The sequence below is a fragment of the Vibrio antiquarius genome, from assembly GCF_000024825.1.
GTDB classification, from domain to species: Bacteria; Pseudomonadota; Gammaproteobacteria; order Enterobacterales; family Vibrionaceae; genus Vibrio; species Vibrio diabolicus.
Window position 1 is genome coordinate 640,612 of sequence record NC_013457.1, and the last position, 19,288, is coordinate 659,899.

The window sequence follows — 19,288 nt, forward strand, 5'->3', positions numbered from 1 at the left end:
CCTTTGCGAATCGGGTCAGGTATCAATGCTCCGAGAGAATTGGCACTTTCGTCAAATTGCCATCTTGATCAACCATCATTATTTTTGAACGATTCAGCTCAACTTCGATGATTTCGAGTTGCTCGCGAGCGTTGATATACGCTGTTTTTAACTTTTCAGCCACAGAGCGAGTGGCTTGCTCATTATCTTGACTACTTACTTGCTCCGCAGTGTTCCCAGAGTCCATATCAAGTTCATCATTTTGCATTCAATGGTGTTGATAATATAGTGAAGGCCACGTTATGACAATGCATCGATGGATTCTACGATGTTGCCCAAAACTCGATTAAAGAAGCGTGATTATGTAGACACATCGCAATTGGTTGAGAAATGTTCAACTCTGCATTGTGATTGATCTAAAGACTGTTATGCCACTGGATGTTGTGCTTTAATCGAGGGAGATATTCATAAAATTAGGAAAGAGAACTATGAGTAGCGTATTTGAAATCGTTAACCAAGCTCGTCGTAAAAACAAACTAAAACGTGAGCTGCTTGATAACGAAAAGAAAGTTCGTGATAACCGCAAACGTGTTGACCTTCTAGAAAACCTTCTAGATTACATCAAACCAGAAATGACTCACGATGAAATCGTCGCAATCATCAAAAATATGAAAGCAGACTACGAAGATCGTGTTGATGACCACATCATCAAAAGTGCAGAAATCTCTAAAGCACGTCGTGACATCAGCCGTCGTATTCGTGAACTGACTGAAGAAGACAAGCAAACTAGCGGCAAAAAATAAACGCTTAAGCTAGATTTTCCAACCCCGAGTAAAGCTACCTTACTCGGGGTTTATTTTTGTCTCTAAACTAAGCGCCGTGTACAATCAATCCAACTCTTATTCCTAACGCATTCAGCTTTCTATGTCCTCAACTACGACAAGTACACAACCAACACTTGCAAAACAATTATTTACGATGACTTGGCCAATGCTATTTGGCGTTCTATCTTTAATGAGCTTCCAGCTTGTAGATAGTGCGTTTATCGGTCAGCTCGGCGTTTTACCTTTGGCCGCTCAAGGTTTTACTCTTCCGTTGCAAATGGTCATTATCGGAATTCAAGTCGGTTTAGGTATCGCCACGACCGCTGTCATTTCTAAAGCGCTTGGTGCGAATGAAAGTCGTTATGCCAAACAGCTCGGTGGCTTAGTTTTGATGATTGGCTCAATCGGTGTAGCCGTTTTTGGAGGGCTAATTTGGCTTTTGCGCTACCCCATTTTATCTCTATTAAGTGCTCCAGAGTCTGTGATGCCGATTATCGACAGCTACTGGCCTTGGTGGCTGCTAAGTTCATGGACTGGCGCGGTTTTATATTTTTACTACAGTATTTGCCGGGCTAACGGCAACACCATGTTGCCTGGCACAATGATGATGGTAACCAGCGGCGTGAACCTTGTGCTCGATCCACTATTTATTTTCACGTTTGACTTGGGTATTAACGGAGCAGCAATAGCAACCATCGTTGCTTTTGGGTTTGGTATTTTAGTCGTCGCGCCTCGCGTAAAGAAGAATCACTGGGCAACAACGCAGTGGCAAGACCTCAACGTAGCTAAAAGTGTTGCGTCTATCGGTAACATCATGGGACCTGCGATGATCAGCCAACTGCTGCCTCCGTTGTCGTCCATGTTAGCAACAAAGTTATTGGCAAGCTTCGGGACCGCCGCAGTCGCCGCTTGGGCGCTCGGTTCACGCTACGAATTCTTTGCTATCGTTTCGGTGTTAGCGCTGACAATGTCTATGCCCCCAATGGTCGGGCGCTTACTTGGCGCAAAGAACTACCAAGATATCCAATCGCTAGTCAGTATTGCCGTAAAATTCATTCTGGGCTTTCAACTTTTGATCGCAGCCATTACGTTTGCCGTCGCAAACCCACTTGCACTACTGATGACCAGTGATGTTCAAGTAGAGCAAGTATTAGAAATGCATTTGCTGATTGTTCCTATCAGCTTAGGTTCACTAGGTGTATGTATGTTGATGGTTTCTCTTTGCAATGCATTAGGTAAGTCTTACACCGCGCTCACCATTTCAGCGCTACGCTTGTTTGTCTTTTTCCTTCCTTGCTTATGGGTTGGCGCTCAAATGGGGGGAATCCGAGGTCTACTTTTAGGCGCTTGTATGGGCAACATTCTGGCGGGCATTTCCGCTTACCTAACCTATCGACAAACCATACGTAAACTCGCTGGCGCTCAAGCAAACGCATAACAATACATGGTTAAAATAAAGCCCCTTTGATTGGGGCTTTATCGTCTTGAAATGTTATCGATTTAGGCGAGTTTTAATTCATTGAAGAGCTCAAATAGCTGATTCGATTTATAAGGCTTAGGTAAATAAGCATCCATACCTGCAGCAAAACAGTTGTGAATGTCTTCTTCCAAAACACTCGCGGTGAGCGCAATAATGGTCGTTTTCTCACGCCCGGCTTTCTTTTCCCAACGACGAATTTCTTTCGTCGCGGTCAGTCCATCCATCACCGGCATCATACAATCCATTAAAATTGCATCGAATTCTTCTCCCTTTGTGATGGCTTCCAACGCTTCTTGTCCATTGCTTGTTATCAAATAGTCATATCCTGCTTTATCCAGAAAGAAACTCGCTATTTTCTGATTCATCAAATTATCCTCCGCGATTAAGATCCTCCTGTGAGAGCGCGACGTTCGATATTCAGACTTTGGAATACCATTGGTGACAGCGTCACTTGAAATGGTTTTTTCTACCTTCGCTAAATCGTCAATGACATGCTTAAATCGATTGCCAAGAAAAGGCAATGTGAGCACAGCATGTACTCTTTCTGCATTGTCGTAGGGAGTGGATAGATGATGCTGACAAATAATCACACGACGAAGATCATACTTGAGTGACAACTCATCTAAGGCTTCATCCGTATTGGAGTCGTCTCTATGGCACAGAAATATGACATCAAAGTCATCGTTTATTGCTTTTACTTCATTAACATTATTCGCACCAAAGAGATTGATTTTTGCTAATCGACACTCTTTCAAAAGTTGATCAGCGTAATCGTAATTTGTGCAGATCAAGAGCCCTTTATTTATCACGTCCGAGCGCCAGCCAAACACCGGAATAACGTCAACCTCAATAGAGAATTCAAAGCATGTGCCCACTCCTTTTGTGGATGTCGCTATAAGCTGCCCTCCCATCATGGATACCAGTTGACGACAAATTGCCAATCCCAGTCCCGTTCCGCCGAACTGCCTCGACACCCCTTCATCTTCCTGAGTAAAGGGTTCAAAAATCGTCGTTAACTTATCTTGTTCAATGCCTATCCCGGTATCTTCGACTTTAAACATCAGCACTCCGCACTCTTTCTCAGATAACTCGTCATAACTGACATCAACACGTATATGGCCGCTTTCGGTAAACTTGACCGCATTCGATACCAGATTCGTGATTACCTGCTTGATTCGATGATCATCAACCATCACTCGAGTTGGAATGTTTTCAGCTAAGTTAATCCCCAGCTCTAGCTGTTTAGATGTGGCTTTGGATTGAAATAAAACCATCGACTGGTACACCACCTCTCGGATATCGGCCTCGACTAGCGACAACTCCAGTCGACCAGATTCGATTTTAGAAAGATCCAAAATATCGTTAAGCAAGGTAAGTAATGTTTGGGATGAAGAGTCAATGTCATCAACGACTTCTTGTTGATGGGAAGATAACTCGCTTTGAGAGAGTATCTCCGTCATGCCCATAATACCATTTAGGGGGGTGCGTATTTCATGCGACATGTTGGCAAGAAATACTGATTTAGCGCGATTAGCAGACACTGCTGACTCTTTAGCATGGAGTATTTCGTCTGTTTGTCTCTGCTTTTCTTCAACCACTCGATTCACTTGCTGAGCGAAAATCGTCAGTTCATCACTGCCATCGACTTTGACTTTCGTCTGTTTCTCTTCATCGTTGATCAGCGCCGTTAAGGTATGAATAATCGCATCTAGTTTGCTATTAACCCGAAACCAAGTGCCAAAGCCAAGCCAGCAAAGCATGACGATAACCAAAATAACGCCAGAGGTAATCATCGCAATATTGGTCTTTTGTTCATGAACTTGTGTTAGGAGCGACTGCTCTGTTTGTTTCGTGAACCCATCAATGAGTACTTGCAAGCGTTGCACACGGAAATCGAGTTCTCTCAAATACGCTTCATAGTCACTACGTGACATGTCCCCTGACATTAATCGCCCACGAGATGCCAAATTTCTCTGATATCTGGGCGACGTAAACAAGCCTAGCAGTTTATCAACTTGATCGTATGACCCTCCTAAATTTAAAAACGCATCCAAATTTTGCTGCTGTCGATCAATAGCCTGAAAAAACAGACTCTGACTCAACCGACTCTTAGGATCTTGAACTAGGCGATGTGTCAACCAGGCTTCTTTCTGTGTCCAAAAAGACAGCTGAGCAAGGTAAGCAATAAAATTCTGCATTCGAATACCGTCCTCACTGCCATACCACTGATGATTTTGTAGCAAAGAGCGCGACATATTTTGAAGCAGTTGAAATGCCCAATCGCCAAGGTCATCCATCTCGTCCAACCTACCTGATAATACCCCTAGCATGGCCTCTTTCAGCTCATCAGCATATTCAGCGGTATTGGGGTTACTGACGAATTTTTGATGCATGGAAGAAATAACACCGTCTTGTTCTTCTATATTAAGTGCGGCTGATGCTTGAAGCGTAGGCTGGCGGCGTGCTTTCTCTATGGAGTATATAAAATGCGAGGCTTGGGATATCAACTGGAAACCTTGGATATTGATTACCGTTTGATTGAGACGGCTTACGCGCAACGCATTGTCAGAAAACTGCTGAACTGCAAAAACCACTATCACCACCGTGGGTAATAGTGCGAGGAGTGCTAAGCGTGTTTTTATTGATAATCTCAACATCCATCAGCCCAATGGTTGATCTCATCCGATTATTTAATACTAGACTAGTTTCTAGCATTGAAAGGCATATACGACATGGTTACTTTAAAACAACATTCACCTACCAAAATCATGGTCATTCCGCTTATTTCGTCATCGGTCAATGAAATGGTAATTGTGACTCGAATCATACTTTTTGATCTTCAAGCTGAGTACAAACAGTGAAGTTTCACTCATACCTAAGATGCACATCACTTTTCATAAAATTCCAAACCATATGTTCACCTATTTCGTTGCCTTATCGAGACAAATCACACAAAAATGCAAACGAATTAACAGTGACAACAAAACTAATTTGAAAACACACGTTATCATCGCGAAAAAAGTGGATGACTTTTTAAATGTCAATACGTGAAAACCACCGCTTTAGTCACATTAATTCACCACTAACACAACCTTAACTAGTGTTTTACACTGGATTTAATTTTCCTAGCAGAATAAGGGCTCCGACCTTAGAATCCGCACACACAACTATTACAACCCGATTACATAACCCACCACACTCTTGCACGCTGCCGAAGAGGCAACAGCAGAGAGTATGGTTAGCCCCCAAAACGTGAAAGGTCTAATACAACAATGAGTCCAGAGAAATATCTCCAAGACTGGCAAACTAGCCAAACGATTGCTGAATCTATTTCCCCTCTAATTGGTAAGCTATATCGTCAAAAAGGAATCGAAGTGGTTCTGTTTGGTAAAACGCTTATCAATGCTACTACTATAGACATTCTCAAAACTCATCGCGTTGCAAGACGTTATACAGGCAGCCCACTCTCACTTGAGCACACAATGCCTATCATTCAAGCGCTATGTGAAATGAGCATTTCTTCGTGTCGTGTCGATGTTGGCCAATTGGCAACTAAGTACTGGAATGAGCATGACGATACTGCGTCTCTAAATGATTTCCTTATCACTGCACTTGATGGCGCACGCGATGCAGACTCTTCATTGAAAGCGCGTGATGTAGTTCTTTACGGTTTTGGTCGCATTGGTCGACTACTAACTCGCCTTCTGATCGAGAAAAGTGGCCCAGGTTACCCACTACGACTACGAGCGATTGTGGTTCGTGGCGGTAAAAAAGGCGATTTAGAGAAGCGTGCTAGCTTACTGCGTCGTGACTCAGTCCATGGTCAGTTCAACGGTAGCATCGTGATCGATGAGGAACGTAAAGCTCTGATCGTTAACGGTAACTACATCCAAATCATCTACGCAAACAATCCAAGCGAAGTGGACTACTCTGCTTACGGTATTAACAACGCGCTTGTTGTTGATAACACAGGTGTTTGGCGTGATTCTGAAGGCCTAAGCCAACACTTAGCGTGTCAAGGTGCAGAGAAAGTGCTGCTAACGGCACCAGGTAAAGGCGATATCAAAAACGTTGTATTCGGTGTAAATGAATCAGTTATTCAAGAAGATGACACCATCATCTCTGCAGCGAGCTGTACCACAAACGCAATCACGCCGGTTCTTAAAGCGCTGAATGATAAATATGGTGTCCTTTCTGGTCACATCGAAACCGTGCACTCATACACAAACGACCAAAACTTGATCGACAATTTCCACTCTGGTGACCGCCGTGGACGTAGTGCTTCTCTGAACATGGTTCTAACTTCAACTGGCGCAGCTAAAGCAGTAGCAAAAGCACTGCCAGAGCTAGCTGGTAAGCTAACAGGTAATGCAATTCGCGTACCGACACCAAACGTTTCGATGGCAGTCGCTAACCTAAACTTAGGTGAAGACGTAGACCGTGATTCACTGAACGATTACTTGCGTGAAATGGCGTTGAACTCTGAGCTTTCGGCACAGATTGACTACACCGATTCAACAGAAATTGTATCAACTGACTTAGTTGGTTCTCGCCATGCAGGCGTCGTGGATGGTCAAGCGACTATCGCACAAGACAAACGTTGCGTACTTTACATCTGGTACGACAACGAATTCGGTTACAGCTGCCAAGTTGTGCACTGTATGGAACAAATGATGGGTGTTCGTTACCAAACATTCCCTCGATAGGTGAACTTTGCTCCACAACGTTAACCACATAGCGTAACGGACAATATCTCATATTTGTTCTAAATAATAAGCGCAAAGCGCATTACTAATATTTTTCCCCGTTTATACGCCTGATCACCCTCAGGCGTTTTTTCATTTCGCTCATTTGACACTCTCCGGACAAAGTGAAGGCTATCATTCATGTTTTGTTCATGTTCACAGCATTAATCTGAACACATGAATTACAGAGAGGTCATGATTATGAATCGGATTATTGTTACCGCACTGGCACTGATTACGGGCTTTTTTACATTAGTATTTAGCTTGATCATTGCGATTCCGTTGACCATCGCAGCATTGATTACAGGCAAGCGTATTGAGAAGCGCGTGAAGAAAATGCAGAAAGAAATGCATGAAGAGTATGAATTCAATACTGGTAAAGCCGATGCTATCGAAGGTGAGTTCGAAGAGGTTCGCCGATAAGTAAATAGAATTTATATAAGTTTCTCTCCCCCGACTGCTCCTGAGAAACTTCTTGCTTTCACCCTGTCTTTACAATGGCAGGGTGCTTTTTACAAAAAAGGCAGCCACCTGGGCTGCCTTTAATATTTTGTTGTCTTTGCAAATTTATACGGTTACGACCACTCGAAGTGCCAATAGCATGAGAACAATCCCTGACAAACGATCAATTAACACCGCTTTAGAACGAATTCTGTCCACTACTTTGGAGCTCGATAACACTAGGGTGATAAAGGTATACCAAAACCCGTCCACAACAAATGGTGTAGCAACAATGATCATTTGATTGCTCAAATCATTACCTAGCGCTACAAACTGACTAAATAGTGCGATAAAAAACAAGGCAATTTTGGGGCTTAAAATCGAGATAAAAAAGCCTTCCCGTGCAGACTGACTTACCGTTGTTTCTTCTCCTGACTCCAACTTCGCCGCCACACCGCCTTTCGAACGCAGCGCATTGAACCCTAAATATGCAAGATATGCCGCGCCTGCAAGGCTGATCGTCTTGAACAACATCGGGCTTTGCTGCAAAACAACAGCGAGGCCAATCAAAGTAATAAAGGCATAAATGCCAATTCCAAAAGCGTGTGCCCAAGCCGTTGCCAAACCATTGATGCGTCCACCAGCCAGGGCATGTTTTGCCACAATCGCTAGGCTAGGCCCAGGAGACATAGCGCCTAGTAAACACACGGTAAAAAGTGATAACCAAACTGTTAGTGTCATAAGTAACCTCTCTCCATTTGAACTCAATCTATCAATTGAAGAGCTATAATTTGAAATCAAAGTTTCGCATAAAAGTCATGATTTAAAATCATAACCTAATGAATGGAGTATTCCGATATTTTCATCACCGCGTGGATTTGCTCTCGCACCCACTGATGAGCTGGATCATTGTCGTATTTAGGATGCCACATCAGCCAATATTCATGGGTAGGAGTCTCAAAAGGAAGCACTTTATGAACCAAAGGCCAGTGCTTGGCCAAATTATTTGCAATGTGCTCCGGAACTACCATTAAGTGCTCACTTGAGACCAAACGATTTACCGCCGCAGAGAAAAAAGGCACTTTAAAGGTAACATGACGCATCAGCCCCCTGTCTTTTAGTGCCATATCGGTACTTGAGTCTTTGTCTCCCCCACCCGTCACTTGAATATGCGAATGACTAATGAGGTCCTCTACAGAAATCGAAGCCTTACCAGCTAAAGGGTGAGACGCCTTCATCAAACAAACTGACTTATCAGAACCAATATTGATGCTAGATACACCTTCAGGCTGAGTGGGATACATAGAAGAAGCAAGGTGGATTCCTAACTCGTGAAGCTTATCGATAAAATCTAGCTGCCACAGTCGATACGCCAAATCCAATTGTGGTGCTTGTTCACCCAAGTGAGAGGCAATATCGGGCAAAACGTATTGTGCCACGTAATCGCTTGAGGCAATAACCAGCTCGCCTTGCCACAGTTGCGGCTCAAAAGGTTTGTCATCGAGTAAATGGTCAAACTCAGCCAGTAACGCATCAAGCTTTGATTTTAATGCTATTGCTCGCGGGGTTGGTATCAGCTGATTACCTTGCCGAATAAGCAGTGGGTCACCACACAGATCGCGCAATTGTGCAAGCTGTCGGCTAACCGCAGACTGCGTAATGTGCAAACGCTCTGCAGTTCGGCTGACATGACACTCTTCTAAAAGTACATGCAAGGATCTAAGTAGATTCAAATTGATGTTGTTTAACATACTGGCTCAAGAAGGTTTTAATAAATAATGGCACCCATGAAGCTTACTTCACAAACTGGTTGCCAGTTGTATTAAAGAACTCAGCTAAAACGGTATGAGTCATGAGGTGCCTTAGCTCTGGGTAACGTTGAATTTGATCTCTGATTTCGTTCAAACGAGTCATCGTAGGTACTTCGACAAAAACCATCATATCCGTTTCACCACTGATTGCATGGCACCATTTTACGCCATCGATTTTGTATAGTTCGTCGGCATATGATTCGCAATAATATGTGGATGTAGATTTATCGAACTTTAGAGCAAAATAAGCACAAATCGAGTCCCCGCCTGAAGAGGCAATTTCAGCGTGATACCCGAGAATCACTTTGTCATGTTCTAGCTTACGAATACGAGCCGTCACCGCAGAACGAGAAAGGTTCACTTTATCCGCAATTTCAGTCACCGACAGCCGAGCGTTGTGTCGGAGAAGATCCACAATCTTGTGATCAAACTTGTCCATATACTTACCAAGCTTTCCTTATTTTTTTCATTCTATACCGATTATAACTGCATAAGAAACCAACATTTTGTTGGAAATATTTAAAACAACCGTCATATTGACGGTTCAGTAAATCATTTTGTTATTAAGATCTTGGATATGCTATTTGGTAAGCATGAGATGCGCACCGTTATCCATTCAAATAAAAGAGCGATAACGCATTGAAATCAAATACGCTTCTTATGCACTCAGCGCACTAGCGGGCTCATTAAACTCCAATAAATGAGATAATTAGAAGCCACAAGCGTTTTCGTCATAAGCCCTACAACATTGGATGAATCAATTAGCATGGAACAGCTCAAAAAAGACATTTCACTCACATCCGGTATCGCCCAACTATCCACAACATTAATGGGAACGGGGCTTTTTATGATACCAGCCATTGCAGCAGGCATAGCGGGTCATTTTTCACTATGGGCCTGGATTTTATTGTTCATCGCCATTTGTCCTATTGCGCTGACTTTTGCCCAGCTAGGCAAGCGATATCCCAATGCGGGCGGAACCGCATTTTTTGTGCGTAAAGCATTTAACGCCAAGCTGGAAAGCAGTGTAGCTTGGCTATTTGTTAGTGTCATTCCGGTAGGGGTTCCGGCCGCGATTGCACTCGCCGCAGGCTTTCTACAGCAAATATTGCCAGAGCCTATTAGCAATAATCTGTTTGCACAAATTCTAACGGTATTACTTCTTGTGTTCGTCAACTTGATGGGCACTAAGTCATCAGGTCATTTACAAACTCTTATTGCTTTGAGTGTCTTTGCGCTCGTTGGCACATTTTTATGGAAAGGCGACGTTAACAGCGCCGATCTCGTGATGCCAGCTATCACACAAGAGTCAATTTGGCCTATTACCGCAGCGCTTGGCGTGATGTTCTGGTGTTTTGTTGGCATAGAGGCTTTTGCTCATATGGGGGAAGAATTCAAAAACCCTCAAAGAGATTTCCCTATTGCCATTATTGTCGGTTGTTTTGTAGCGGGAGCTACGTACTGGGCTTGCTCTGTTGTTATTTTAAAGTTTGGTGCATATGGTAATGCTCAATTCGATAATGCATCGATTCCATGGTTGAGTGCTCAACTACTTGGCGATGGGGCCAAATGGATAATCAGTTTGATCGGATTCTCCGCTTGTTTCGCGAGCGTTAACTTATACACACAGAGCCTAGCGCGAATGGTCTGGGCTCAAGCTCGGGAACATCGTCCTTACAGCCCACTAGCCAAGATTTCGCGTCGTGGTGTCCCTTTCTCAGCCACCTTATTAGTTGGCGGCGTACTGCTAATATCTTGCGTGATAGGAACGCTATCGCAGCTCGATCTGGAGTTTTTCCTAAAACTAGCAAATAGTGTATTCGTTTTGGTTTACATGTTGGCGATGTTAGCCGCTTATAAATTGCTCCGTGGGTTTGGTAAAGCGCTTGCGGGACTTTCTCTACTGCTTTGTACCGGTGTTTTTATATGTTTAGGCTGGTCAATGTTTTATGCACTTGGCATTTTCACTCTACTTTTACTGCCTTGGAAACAGTGGCGACATAAACGACAAACACGCGCAGTTGAATAGTCACCGCTTCCCATGTCGAAAAATTTGGGCTAAACGTTGGATACCAGCGTCTATGTTCTCTAACGCGATATTACCGTAACCAAGCACGGCACCATGCCAGTGACGTGCTTGGAAACCTGGATGTTCATAATAGCTCAAAGGTCGCAATATGATCCCTTCATGCTCTGCCAGTTTTGTAAAACGCAGCTCATCTATACCGTTTTGCCATTTCAACGTAATATGAAGCCCAGCCGCTTGGCTAACGACGCAAACACTGTCGCCAAAATGCTGTTGAATGGATAAATGCATCTGTTCATGCTTGGTTTTATATAGTCGGCGCATTTTTCGGATATGGCGCAACAACCCACCCTCGGTAATAAAATCTGCCAACGCTTCTTGAGTGTGCGTCGGTGAATCACCACTTAACGCATCTTTAACCACTAAGCATTGCTCTACTAAACGTTCAGGAACCACCAGGTAGCCAAGCCGCAATCCGTTAAACATCACTTTACTGAAGGAACCCACATACAACACATGCTCATCTCGACCCATTTGAGCGGCTAGCCCCTGTAAGCTGGTGTAGGGACGATGAGCAAACTGAAATTCGCTGTCATAATCGTCCTCGATGATCCAACTTGATTGCTCGACCGCCCAGTTGATGATCTTTCCTCTTTGCTCGGTATTGAGTGTGGTCCCCATCGGATATTGATTACTTGGTGTGATATACAGCGCATCGGCATCGCTTGAGGTCACAGCTTCCACATCAAAGCCTAATTTCTCTCTTACGAACAAAGGCTCAAATTGATAGTTTTGGAACTGAATCAACTTCCGCATTTGCGCGTAACCCGGTTGCTCCATCAAAACCTTATCACCTTGTTTTAGAGCTACCATCGTCGCGATTGACAACGCTTGCTGTGCCCCAGAGGTAATAATAATGCGCTCTGGAGAACAATTCACTGAGCGACTTGATGCGAGGTAGTCAGCTAAAGCACTGCGCAATGCCCAACTACCCTGAATATCTTGATTCCCCAACAAGCAGGGGCGGGACATGTGGCGAGCAAGTAACTTTTGCCATTGCGCCATCGGAAATGCGTCCAAATCCGGCACACCCGGTGCAAATGCGCGGTTGATGTCAAAGTTGGTTTTCGGTGATGAGTCTCTCTGAACTGAATTAGGTTCAGGCAAGTACTGCTCCGGCAGTTCTACGGCAACATAAAAACCCGAACCTTTTTGGCTGTTCAAGTAACCTTCCGCCACTAACTGCTCGTAAGCAGAAATCACGGTATTCCTACTTAGATTAAGCGCTTGTGAAAGCTTCCGCGTAGAAGGCAACTTCCCATTCTTCACCCACAATCCTTGAACAATTTTCTTGCGAATAGCAAAAAACAACGCTTGCTGACGCGTTCCATCACTGTCTTTTAAATGCAGGTCACCGATATCAATCAAAGACAAACTGGATCCATCCATTAGTTAAAAGTGGCTCTCTTTAAGCTACCAGTTAAACGCTACATTGCAATCAAAGAATGAGGATCAATCGCTCGTAATCGTGAGCAAACAAGGAGAGAAAATGCTATCCAACACCAATAGAACGGAAATTAAGAAAGGCGCACATAAAGCCGTCTCTGATGTTAGCAAACTGCACGCCATCATAGATGAAAGCCTAATCGCTCATATTGCGATAACCAACGAGTCAGGCCCTGTGGTCATCCCTATGCTGGCATGGCGTGTCGATGATTACGTGTATATCCATGGTGCCAACAACAGTCGACTGTTACGCTCACTCAAACAAGGAGTGCAAACGTGCTTAACCTTTACTTTGCTTGATGGTTGGGTATTGGCTCGAAGTGCATTTCACCACAGTGCGCATTATCGTAGCGCCGTGGTCTTTGGCCAGTTTGAGATGGTGGAGGATAACCAAGAGAAAGACAGGTTGTTGAATCACTTTATCGAACAGATCGCTCCAGGGAGAACAAAACAAGTCCGTTTGAGCAATGAAAAAGAGCTCAAAGCCACCATGCTGCTGCGTATCCCACTCACAGAGGCATCTGTGAAAATCAGCAATTTTGGCGTCAACGACGATGCGGAAGACATGGACATTCCTGTTTGGGCAGGTGTCCTACCCTACCGAACTGTCGTAGGTCCACTGCAAGCTTGTGAAGATTTGTATGAAGGTATCGCTGAACCAGACTACCGCAGTGCCTACTCTAATCGTTGGCAGGAATAAGCACCGTAAAACGTGCGCCGCCTAAGTGACTCTCGCCGACAGAAAGTTCCCAACCTAATTGCCTCGCTGCACTGGTAGCGATGGCAAGCCCTAAACCAAAGCCTTTCACGTCGGCGTTGCGGCTTTTGTCTAAACGCGAAAATGGCATAAATACTTCTTCTCGCATCGCTTCAGGTACGCCCGGACCATCGTCCTCAATATCGATGCTCCAGCAATCCGCTACCATTCGAATCGTCACCTCAACGCAGGATTCACCGTAACGCTTGGCGTTTTGCAGTAAATTATCGAGGACGAGGTTACCCAAAGTAGGCTGAAAGTGAATCAATTGGTTCGCGAGTTCATTTTCTGCTCTCAACATGACGGACTCGAAGCCTAGGTAATTCATGCGGCTTTTACACCAAAGAGGCAGTTCCATGGTTTCAACAGAATCGATCCATGAGTGGTTTTTCACACTTAAGCGAGACAGCATGACGATGTCGGACGTTAAATCCGTCACTACATCAACGTATCGTTCAATATCGTCATGTAACTCTGCCTGCATTTCACCACTCGTGCGCCGAGCTAAATCCGTCGCTAGCTGAATACGACTCAGCGGAGTGCGCACTTCATGAGGAATAGCTTGAGTAAAGATGTGTGTTTGGCGTACGCGTCTCTCAATCTCTTCAGACATGCAGTTGAAGCCTTGGGCGAGCTCTTTCACGGGTTGCGAAAATTGCTTTAGATCGACTCTCGTATTCAACTCACCATAACCAAATTGTTGTTGTGCAGCCGTTAGTTGCCGAATTTGGCGGTCAAGACGTCGTACAGGTATGTAAACCATAATGCCTAAACTGCACACAACAACCAAAAGTAGAGTCAGTATAAATACAATCTCTGAATCTTCATTCCAATCAACATCTGGGCTAAAGAAATCCGTTTTTTCTTTGAAAACTAAACTCTGCGAGGTGTTAGGTAAAGGGAATACCGCAGCATAGGTACTGCCATCAATAAGATAAACAGGTATCCCTTGTATTCGGTACAGTAGCTTACAATCTCGACAAGGCGATGATCCGTCCCAGTTTTCAACCAATGTTAAATCAAAGATAAAGAAATCTTGCTTGCCGTTTTCGGTTAACTTCTTGTAGAGAGAATCCGGAGTGCCTCGTTGCTCAATGTATTGATCGACAAAATAAGCACCATCACTCAAAAAAACGCCGACTTCTGTTTTGCGCATGTACTCTTCCCCCATAAAGAGAAACAAAGCAACAGTCAGCGCAAGGCCAGTAACTAACCCCACATATAGACGAGTAAACAGGGAAAACATGCGTCATTTACCTGTCAGCATGTAGCCGTGGTGACGTATGGTCTTAATGGTAGCGGTATGGATATGAGCCTTAGAGAATTTCTTCCTTAGTGAGGATATACGCATATCAATCGAACGATCAGTAATACAGTATTCAATACCTCTGGCAAGACGGCAACATGATTCACGAGATACTGGCTTATCGACATTCAGCATCAGGAGCTCTAAAATTTCAAACTCAGAACTCGTCAAACCAATATCTTTTTGCAAATAAAATGCTTGGGAACGACGAAGACAAAGGCTAATGCCATATCGGCTCAGCTTTTCTTCTTCAACGGTATCAACTTGACGGCGATAGCGACGCAGCGCCGCTTCAATACGGGCGAGAAGGATATTGCCTTTTATCGGTTTGGTAAGGTAATCATCAGCACCGAACTTAAATAAGCTCACCTCGCTCATTTCATCATCGGTTGCAGTCAAAACAATGATAATCCCATGATAAAATTTACGTGCCTCTTGGCATATTTCTGCGCCATTTTTTCCTGGTAACATCAAATCTAACAGCACTAGGTCCGGCTTGAGTTCCTTAATCGTTTCTAATGCATTTTGACCGTTATCGATAACAATTACTGTATAGCCTTCGGCTTCGAGGTACATTTTGGTTAATCGAGCAATCTCAGAGTCGTCTTCTACCAGTAAGATTGTATTGCCCACCATGAATCATTTACTCCACCAATATGATGGAGGGAGTATATCGCTCGTCCTATACTGCGCAACCCACTTAAATGATAATTTTAATAAAAAGCAGGCTTACATACGCTTACAAACCATACATATACGATAATCCTAATCATTCCACGCCCCTAAAACCATGCAATAACCTGATGTTTTATTTATTAGCAGAATATAGCTTCACATAAAAATAAATTTCGGAATAAAAATCTACTACATTTTTAAATATATCGAATGATAGTCCTTACCAAAAAACAATATCGATATATATGACTTTGTTTGCTTATATAGACAGGACTTTATGTTGCTTCTAAGTTTCTTGCTCTAATAAAGTCTACGAGTAACATGAAATGAGATATTCCCAATTAACACCTTTAGCCATATTTTGCGCTATAAGTCTAACTGCTTGCAGCGGCAGTGAATCTAATTCGAAACCATCAACAACGACACCTCCAACACCACCAGCGCCAACATTGAGCACTGTCACAATCCCAACTGTCGTTTCTACAGAGCTTCCAGCCAAGTTAAAAGTGGCTGCTGATGCTGGCTTCACCCACTATGTGAAAATCTCCCTTTCTGAAGCAAATAACAATGATACATTTCACATTGTGGCTGTTGATGACGGTGCGAATAATGAAAAAATCTTTCGTGCAGCCAAAATCATCCAACACCTTCTCACAAACCAACCAGACTCTAAGTACGGCGCTGACAAGTCTCGTATCGCTAAGACATTAGCCGAGCGTGATGCCACACTAATGCTGACCGAAAACGACGAACAGAATGATGAGATGTTAACCAAAATCTTTATCAACGAACTGATTCGCCAAGACAAACTGAACGATGCAGTGACAAACTCGGGCTTAGCACACTCTTTTGATACGAGTTCTCTAGAAAAGTTTGTTGTAAGCATGATGGTACTTAACGAAGATGATATGGATACACTTGTCACATCTATCGTGGCAACATTAGTAAATAGTAAAGAAACACCAAACTGGCTAAGGAACAGCCAATCTTTGATGTATCGAGAACTGACAGTTGAAGGCGATTGCCATTACATGAGTAATTTTGCCGATTACTGTGCCAATCTTGGTAAAAAAGCCGAACGAGACGCCGCTTTTGAAGAAATTTTACACTTGGTCCAAGCACAAGGTATTGCACCTAACACGGGGACTGCGGCACTGCAAAATGACATTCAAGCTCATGCGTTAAAAATCTATAACGATATTCAAGCGGGCAAACCGACGGTGTGGCGCCCAACTCAGTATGACTGGGACGATTGGAAATCGGACGACTTCGATCCTGAAAGTGTTAAACAAACGGGCCCTTCATATTCTCACGAATACTTTGCTGCCGCTTTTGAAGCTTACATGGGTGTAGCAAAAGCAAACGGACAAGGTTTAGATGGCTACCAAGCGTTAACACGTGAAGAAATGCAAACTCAAGATCCACAAGCCGTTGATTGGATCAGCGGCTTATTCCACGGATACTTGCAATACACCGCGAACATCGACTCTGCGGGCGTCAAACTTTACACAGAAAAGACAAATCCAGGCACAGTGCCTACCTTCCGTATGGCTCCCAACAAAGACGGCTTGATAGAAGCATACACCTACAAATCTCAGTGGCTGACAAGAGTGAAGATCATTGGCGACGACGCAATGAATGTCATCGGTAATGACCAAGACAATACCTTTGAAGGCAACAGCAAAGACAACAGCATTTATGGTGAAGGTGGTATCAACACCTATATCGTGCCACACAAACTGGCAGAATGTACTGTTATCAAAGCAAAGAGCGTTTCTGTTAAGTGTCCGAGTACAGGCTCGGATGAGTTGTACGACATTCAAAAGATCCAATTCACCGACCAAATCTTAGATGTAACCGAGCTATAAACGATGAAAAACATGAAGAAACTTACTCTATTCGCTCCCCTACTCCTTGTAGGTTGTGGTGGCCTAGCCGTCATGGATCGTACTGATGCCGTAAAAGCACAACCAGAAATGCTGATCAAAACCGACGGAGATTTTTGGGGATTCGGTGCAGATGGTCATTTTGATTTTGCTGGTAAGTACAAAGGCAACTATTCACGCAGTGCTTCTAACTCAAGTTGGTTTAACCATATCTCTTTCAAAGAAGGTACGATGGGCGCAGAAGTTACTCGTATCGACAACGGGGAAACTTGGCTTCTGAGCTGCTCTGGAGGCGGTATGTCGGTTAACTACATGGGCGTCGATTTTGGTGGGAATGACCCTTACACCTGTGATATCACCCAAGATGGCGTCAAAGTGGGAGAATTTGCCATGGAGCCAAAATCCGCTCTCATCGACATCAGCTTTGAGAAAAAAGAGACTGGCGTAGTGCGTATTGGCAGCACCCACTTTAATGTAGAAACCGTACATACTAGTCCCGACGCCATGATGGCGGTAGACATTCCATTGGGTTATAGCTTTAAGGAAGGCACACAAGAAATTGCCGCTGTGCAGACGAACGGTACCATTGCGGTACAAATGCTCCCAGAACTTAGTGAACAAAAAAAGGATGTGATTGCCATCGGCGCTGTTGCAAGTGCACTAAGCTGGCGCCCTAAGAAATAGCCATTACATTAAACAACACCAAAAATAGCAAAGCCCTCTACCTTGAGGGCTTTTATTGCTTGTTTTCATAAAGACAAGTGAAGCATTACTTTTCTAATCTTCCCGCATACTGCTTGGGCGTTAATCCACGATGTTTCTTAAACATACGATTGAAGCTCGCCACATTGGTGTAACCAAGGCGCATGGCTATGTCATCAATACTCACGCGCTTACTCAATAACCCAGCCGCAACATTACTCAATACATAGCCGGATACCATCGAGAAGTTGAGGCCTAATTTGTGCAAACGACGTTGAAACTGCTGTTCAGATAAATCAAGCAGAGAAGAAACGCGCTCTAACGTTGGCAATCCATAATGACTGCTGTAGTTCACCACTTCATAAATCACTTTCAACTCATCTTCTGGGTCGGGCATATTAAGCAAATCATCCAAATCGGAAAAACTCATCGCTAGACGGCTGTCCTCGCGATGGCTCACTTGGCGGGAAGCTAATCGGTCATCTCCCGGGATCCATATTTCTGTTTTTGGCTGACTCCATTCCACCTCGCAGCCGAAATATTCTCGGTATGGTTCAGTATTTTTTCTCGACCCTGAAACCTTCACGCGCAAAGGCTGATAGTCTTTACCAAGAAATTCGCGTAGCACTTTAATCATAAATACCGCACAGCGGATACTATCGTGCACCTTTACTGACGTTTCTATAAACGGATTGTGGTAAGTCCATTTGATGATTTTGCCCGACTGTTCGCCAGCAAAAAACGCCCCAGATTGTAAGTTACTCGCACCATAATTAACGCGTCGAATCGCGCTGGCTAAATCATTCCCAGAAAATAGCCAGCGTCCCACAGGTCCAAGCTTTTGCAGTTCAATACCTCGGCTGAGACTCAAAACCACATCTGGATCACTACTGGCTTGTTCAACACAACGATACCATTCTGCGACGGCTTTTAGCGGGATCAGTGTCATTGGGTTGTGAAATACCGACGACGGAATCCCCAGTTCATCCGAGCCCAAATTATATTTAGATAACGCGAGGTTATGCATGTTTAGAATGCCCATCGCGCGAATAAATCGAACCGTCTTCATTACCAATCACATCAAATTTAATCCTCTATTGATTGAATCTGTCACAAAGAAAGACCTAAATCAAATCCAGATCACAATACG

At 43.9% G+C, this 19,288-nt stretch carries 17 protein-coding genes; 8 read left to right on the forward strand and 9 right to left on the reverse strand.

The window, feature by feature from the left end; genetic code table 11:
* Positions 1–22 precede the first annotated feature (22 nt).
* A complete protein-coding gene (locus VEA_RS17710; RefSeq protein ID WP_031780656.1) occupies positions 23–226 on the reverse strand; it encodes a hypothetical protein in 204 nt (67 codons plus the stop codon).
* A gap of 241 nt (positions 227–467) precedes the next feature.
* Here VEA_RS17710 and VEA_RS17715 point away from each other — a divergent pair, with 241 nt between their 5' ends.
* Together VEA_RS17715 and VEA_RS17720 are read left to right on the forward strand one after the other, a co-directional pair.
* A complete protein-coding gene (locus tag VEA_RS17715; protein WP_005373603.1) occupies positions 468–782 on the forward strand; it encodes a DUF496 family protein in 315 nt (104 codons plus the stop codon).
* A gap of 121 nt (positions 783–903) precedes the next feature.
* On the forward strand, positions 904–2,241 hold the full coding sequence (locus VEA_RS17720; protein WP_041853085.1) for an MATE family efflux transporter: 1,338 nt from the start codon (positions 904–906) through the stop codon (positions 2,239–2,241).
* A 62-nt stretch (positions 2,242–2,303) separates the two neighbouring features.
* On the opposite strand, the gene VEA_RS17725 is transcribed toward VEA_RS17720, so the two are convergent.
* Positions 2,304–4,940, reverse strand: a complete 2,637-nt coding sequence (locus VEA_RS17725; RefSeq protein ID WP_041853086.1) for a hybrid sensor histidine kinase/response regulator — start codon at positions 4,938–4,940, stop codon at positions 2,304–2,306.
* Positions 4,941–5,555: 615 nt separating this feature from the next.
* Here VEA_RS17725 and VEA_RS17730 point away from each other — a divergent pair.
* Both VEA_RS17730 and VEA_RS17735 read left to right on the forward strand, forming a co-directional pair.
* Entirely contained in the window at positions 5,556–6,989 is a 1,434-nt protein-coding gene (locus VEA_RS17730) for a glyceraldehyde-3-phosphate dehydrogenase (RefSeq protein ID WP_006741169.1), read from the forward strand.
* Between the two features lie 240 nt (positions 6,990–7,229).
* Complete coding sequence (locus tag VEA_RS17735; protein WP_005397748.1) at positions 7,230–7,451, forward strand: hypothetical protein; 222 nt, start codon at positions 7,230–7,232, stop codon at positions 7,449–7,451.
* A gap of 144 nt (positions 7,452–7,595) precedes the next feature.
* On the opposite strand, the gene VEA_RS17740 is transcribed toward VEA_RS17735, so the two are convergent.
* The 3 genes from VEA_RS17740 to VEA_RS17750 all read right to left on the reverse strand — a co-directional run bounded on the left by VEA_RS17740 (position 7,596) and on the right by VEA_RS17750 (position 9,719).
* On the reverse strand, positions 7,596–8,210 hold the full coding sequence (locus tag VEA_RS17740; RefSeq protein WP_006741170.1) for a LysE family translocator: 615 nt from the start codon (positions 8,208–8,210) through the stop codon (positions 7,596–7,598).
* Between the two features lie 95 nt (positions 8,211–8,305).
* Positions 8,306–9,220, reverse strand: a complete 915-nt coding sequence (locus tag VEA_RS17745; protein ID WP_006741171.1) for a LysR family transcriptional regulator — start codon at positions 9,218–9,220, stop codon at positions 8,306–8,308.
* A 43-nt stretch (positions 9,221–9,263) separates the two neighbouring features.
* The gene (locus tag VEA_RS17750) at positions 9,264–9,719 is read right to left on the reverse strand and encodes an Lrp/AsnC family transcriptional regulator (RefSeq protein WP_005396378.1); all 456 of its coding nucleotides are present in this window, start codon (positions 9,717–9,719) and stop codon (positions 9,264–9,266) included.
* 327 nt (positions 9,720–10,046) lie between these two features.
* On the opposite strand from VEA_RS17750, the gene yjeH reads away from it, so the two are divergent.
* On the forward strand, positions 10,047–11,309 hold the full coding sequence (gene yjeH, locus VEA_RS17755) for an L-methionine/branched-chain amino acid transporter (RefSeq protein WP_006741172.1): 1,263 nt from the start codon (positions 10,047–10,049) through the stop codon (positions 11,307–11,309).
* Here the strand turns inward: yjeH and pdxR are convergent, their stop codons facing one another.
* The gene (gene pdxR, locus VEA_RS17760; RefSeq protein WP_006741173.1) at positions 11,310–12,755 is read right to left on the reverse strand and encodes a MocR-like pyridoxine biosynthesis transcription factor PdxR; all 1,446 of its coding nucleotides are present in this window, start codon (positions 12,753–12,755) and stop codon (positions 11,310–11,312) included.
* A gap of 100 nt (positions 12,756–12,855) precedes the next feature.
* Between pdxR and VEA_RS17765 the strand changes: the two genes are divergently transcribed.
* A complete protein-coding gene (locus VEA_RS17765) occupies positions 12,856–13,512 on the forward strand; it encodes a pyridoxamine 5'-phosphate oxidase family protein (RefSeq protein ID WP_006741174.1) in 657 nt (218 codons plus the stop codon).
* Here the strand turns inward: VEA_RS17765 and VEA_RS17770 are convergent.
* Together VEA_RS17770 and VEA_RS17775 are read right to left on the reverse strand one after the other, a co-directional pair.
* Entirely contained in the window at positions 13,493–14,815 is a 1,323-nt protein-coding gene (locus VEA_RS17770; RefSeq protein ID WP_006741175.1) for an ATP-binding protein, read from the reverse strand. The genes VEA_RS17765 and VEA_RS17770 overlap by 20 nt on opposite strands.
* A 3-nt stretch (positions 14,816–14,818) precedes the next feature.
* The gene (locus tag VEA_RS17775) at positions 14,819–15,511 is read right to left on the reverse strand and encodes a response regulator transcription factor (RefSeq protein WP_006741176.1); all 693 of its coding nucleotides are present in this window, start codon (positions 15,509–15,511) and stop codon (positions 14,819–14,821) included.
* Between the two features lie 365 nt (positions 15,512–15,876).
* Between VEA_RS17775 and VEA_RS17780 the strand changes: the two genes are divergently transcribed.
* A complete protein-coding gene (locus VEA_RS17780) occupies positions 15,877–17,418 on the forward strand; it encodes a hypothetical protein (protein WP_041853087.1) in 1,542 nt (513 codons plus the stop codon).
* Positions 17,419–17,430: 12 nt separating this feature from the next.
* On the forward strand, positions 17,431–18,120 hold the full coding sequence (locus tag VEA_RS17785; RefSeq protein ID WP_041853146.1) for a VV20781 family protein: 690 nt from the start codon (positions 17,431–17,433) through the stop codon (positions 18,118–18,120).
* An 85-nt stretch (positions 18,121–18,205) separates the two neighbouring features.
* Here VEA_RS17785 and VEA_RS17790 read toward each other — a convergent pair whose 3' ends face one another.
* Entirely contained in the window at positions 18,206–19,207 is a 1,002-nt protein-coding gene (locus VEA_RS17790) for an AraC family transcriptional regulator (RefSeq protein WP_006741180.1), read from the reverse strand.
* Positions 19,208–19,288: the final 81 nt, after the last annotated feature.

Coding starts and splice junctions, on each gene's coding strand:
- VEA_RS17710 (WP_031780656.1), bottom strand. CDS start 226: ATGGACTCTGGGAACACTGCGGAGCAAGTAAGTAGTCAAGATAATGAG.
- VEA_RS17715 (WP_005373603.1), top strand. CDS start 468: ATGAGTAGCGTATTTGAAATCGTTAACCAAGCTCGTCGTAAAAACAAA.
- VEA_RS17720 (WP_041853085.1), top strand. CDS start 904: ATGTCCTCAACTACGACAAGTACACAACCAACACTTGCAAAACAATTA.
- VEA_RS17725 (WP_041853086.1), bottom strand. CDS start 4,940: ATGTTGAGATTATCAATAAAAACACGCTTAGCACTCCTCGCACTATTA.
- VEA_RS17730 (WP_006741169.1), top strand. CDS start 5,556: ATGAGTCCAGAGAAATATCTCCAAGACTGGCAAACTAGCCAAACGATT.
- VEA_RS17735 (WP_005397748.1), top strand. CDS start 7,230: ATGAATCGGATTATTGTTACCGCACTGGCACTGATTACGGGCTTTTTT.
- VEA_RS17740 (WP_006741170.1), bottom strand. CDS start 8,210: ATGACACTAACAGTTTGGTTATCACTTTTTACCGTGTGTTTACTAGGC.
- VEA_RS17745 (WP_006741171.1), bottom strand. CDS start 9,220: ATGTTAAACAACATCAATTTGAATCTACTTAGATCCTTGCATGTACTT.
- VEA_RS17750 (WP_005396378.1), bottom strand. CDS start 9,719: ATGGACAAGTTTGATCACAAGATTGTGGATCTTCTCCGACACAACGCT.
- yjeH (WP_006741172.1), top strand. CDS start 10,047: ATGGAACAGCTCAAAAAAGACATTTCACTCACATCCGGTATCGCCCAA.
- pdxR (WP_006741173.1), bottom strand. CDS start 12,755: ATGGATGGATCCAGTTTGTCTTTGATTGATATCGGTGACCTGCATTTA.
- VEA_RS17765 (WP_006741174.1), top strand. CDS start 12,856: ATGCTATCCAACACCAATAGAACGGAAATTAAGAAAGGCGCACATAAA.
- VEA_RS17770 (WP_006741175.1), bottom strand. CDS start 14,815: ATGTTTTCCCTGTTTACTCGTCTATATGTGGGGTTAGTTACTGGCCTT.
- VEA_RS17775 (WP_006741176.1), bottom strand. CDS start 15,511: ATGGTGGGCAATACAATCTTACTGGTAGAAGACGACTCTGAGATTGCT.
- VEA_RS17780 (WP_041853087.1), top strand. CDS start 15,877: ATGAGATATTCCCAATTAACACCTTTAGCCATATTTTGCGCTATAAGT.
- VEA_RS17785 (WP_041853146.1), top strand. CDS start 17,431: ATGAAGAAACTTACTCTATTCGCTCCCCTACTCCTTGTAGGTTGTGGT.
- VEA_RS17790 (WP_006741180.1), bottom strand. CDS start 19,207: ATGAAGACGGTTCGATTTATTCGCGCGATGGGCATTCTAAACATGCAT.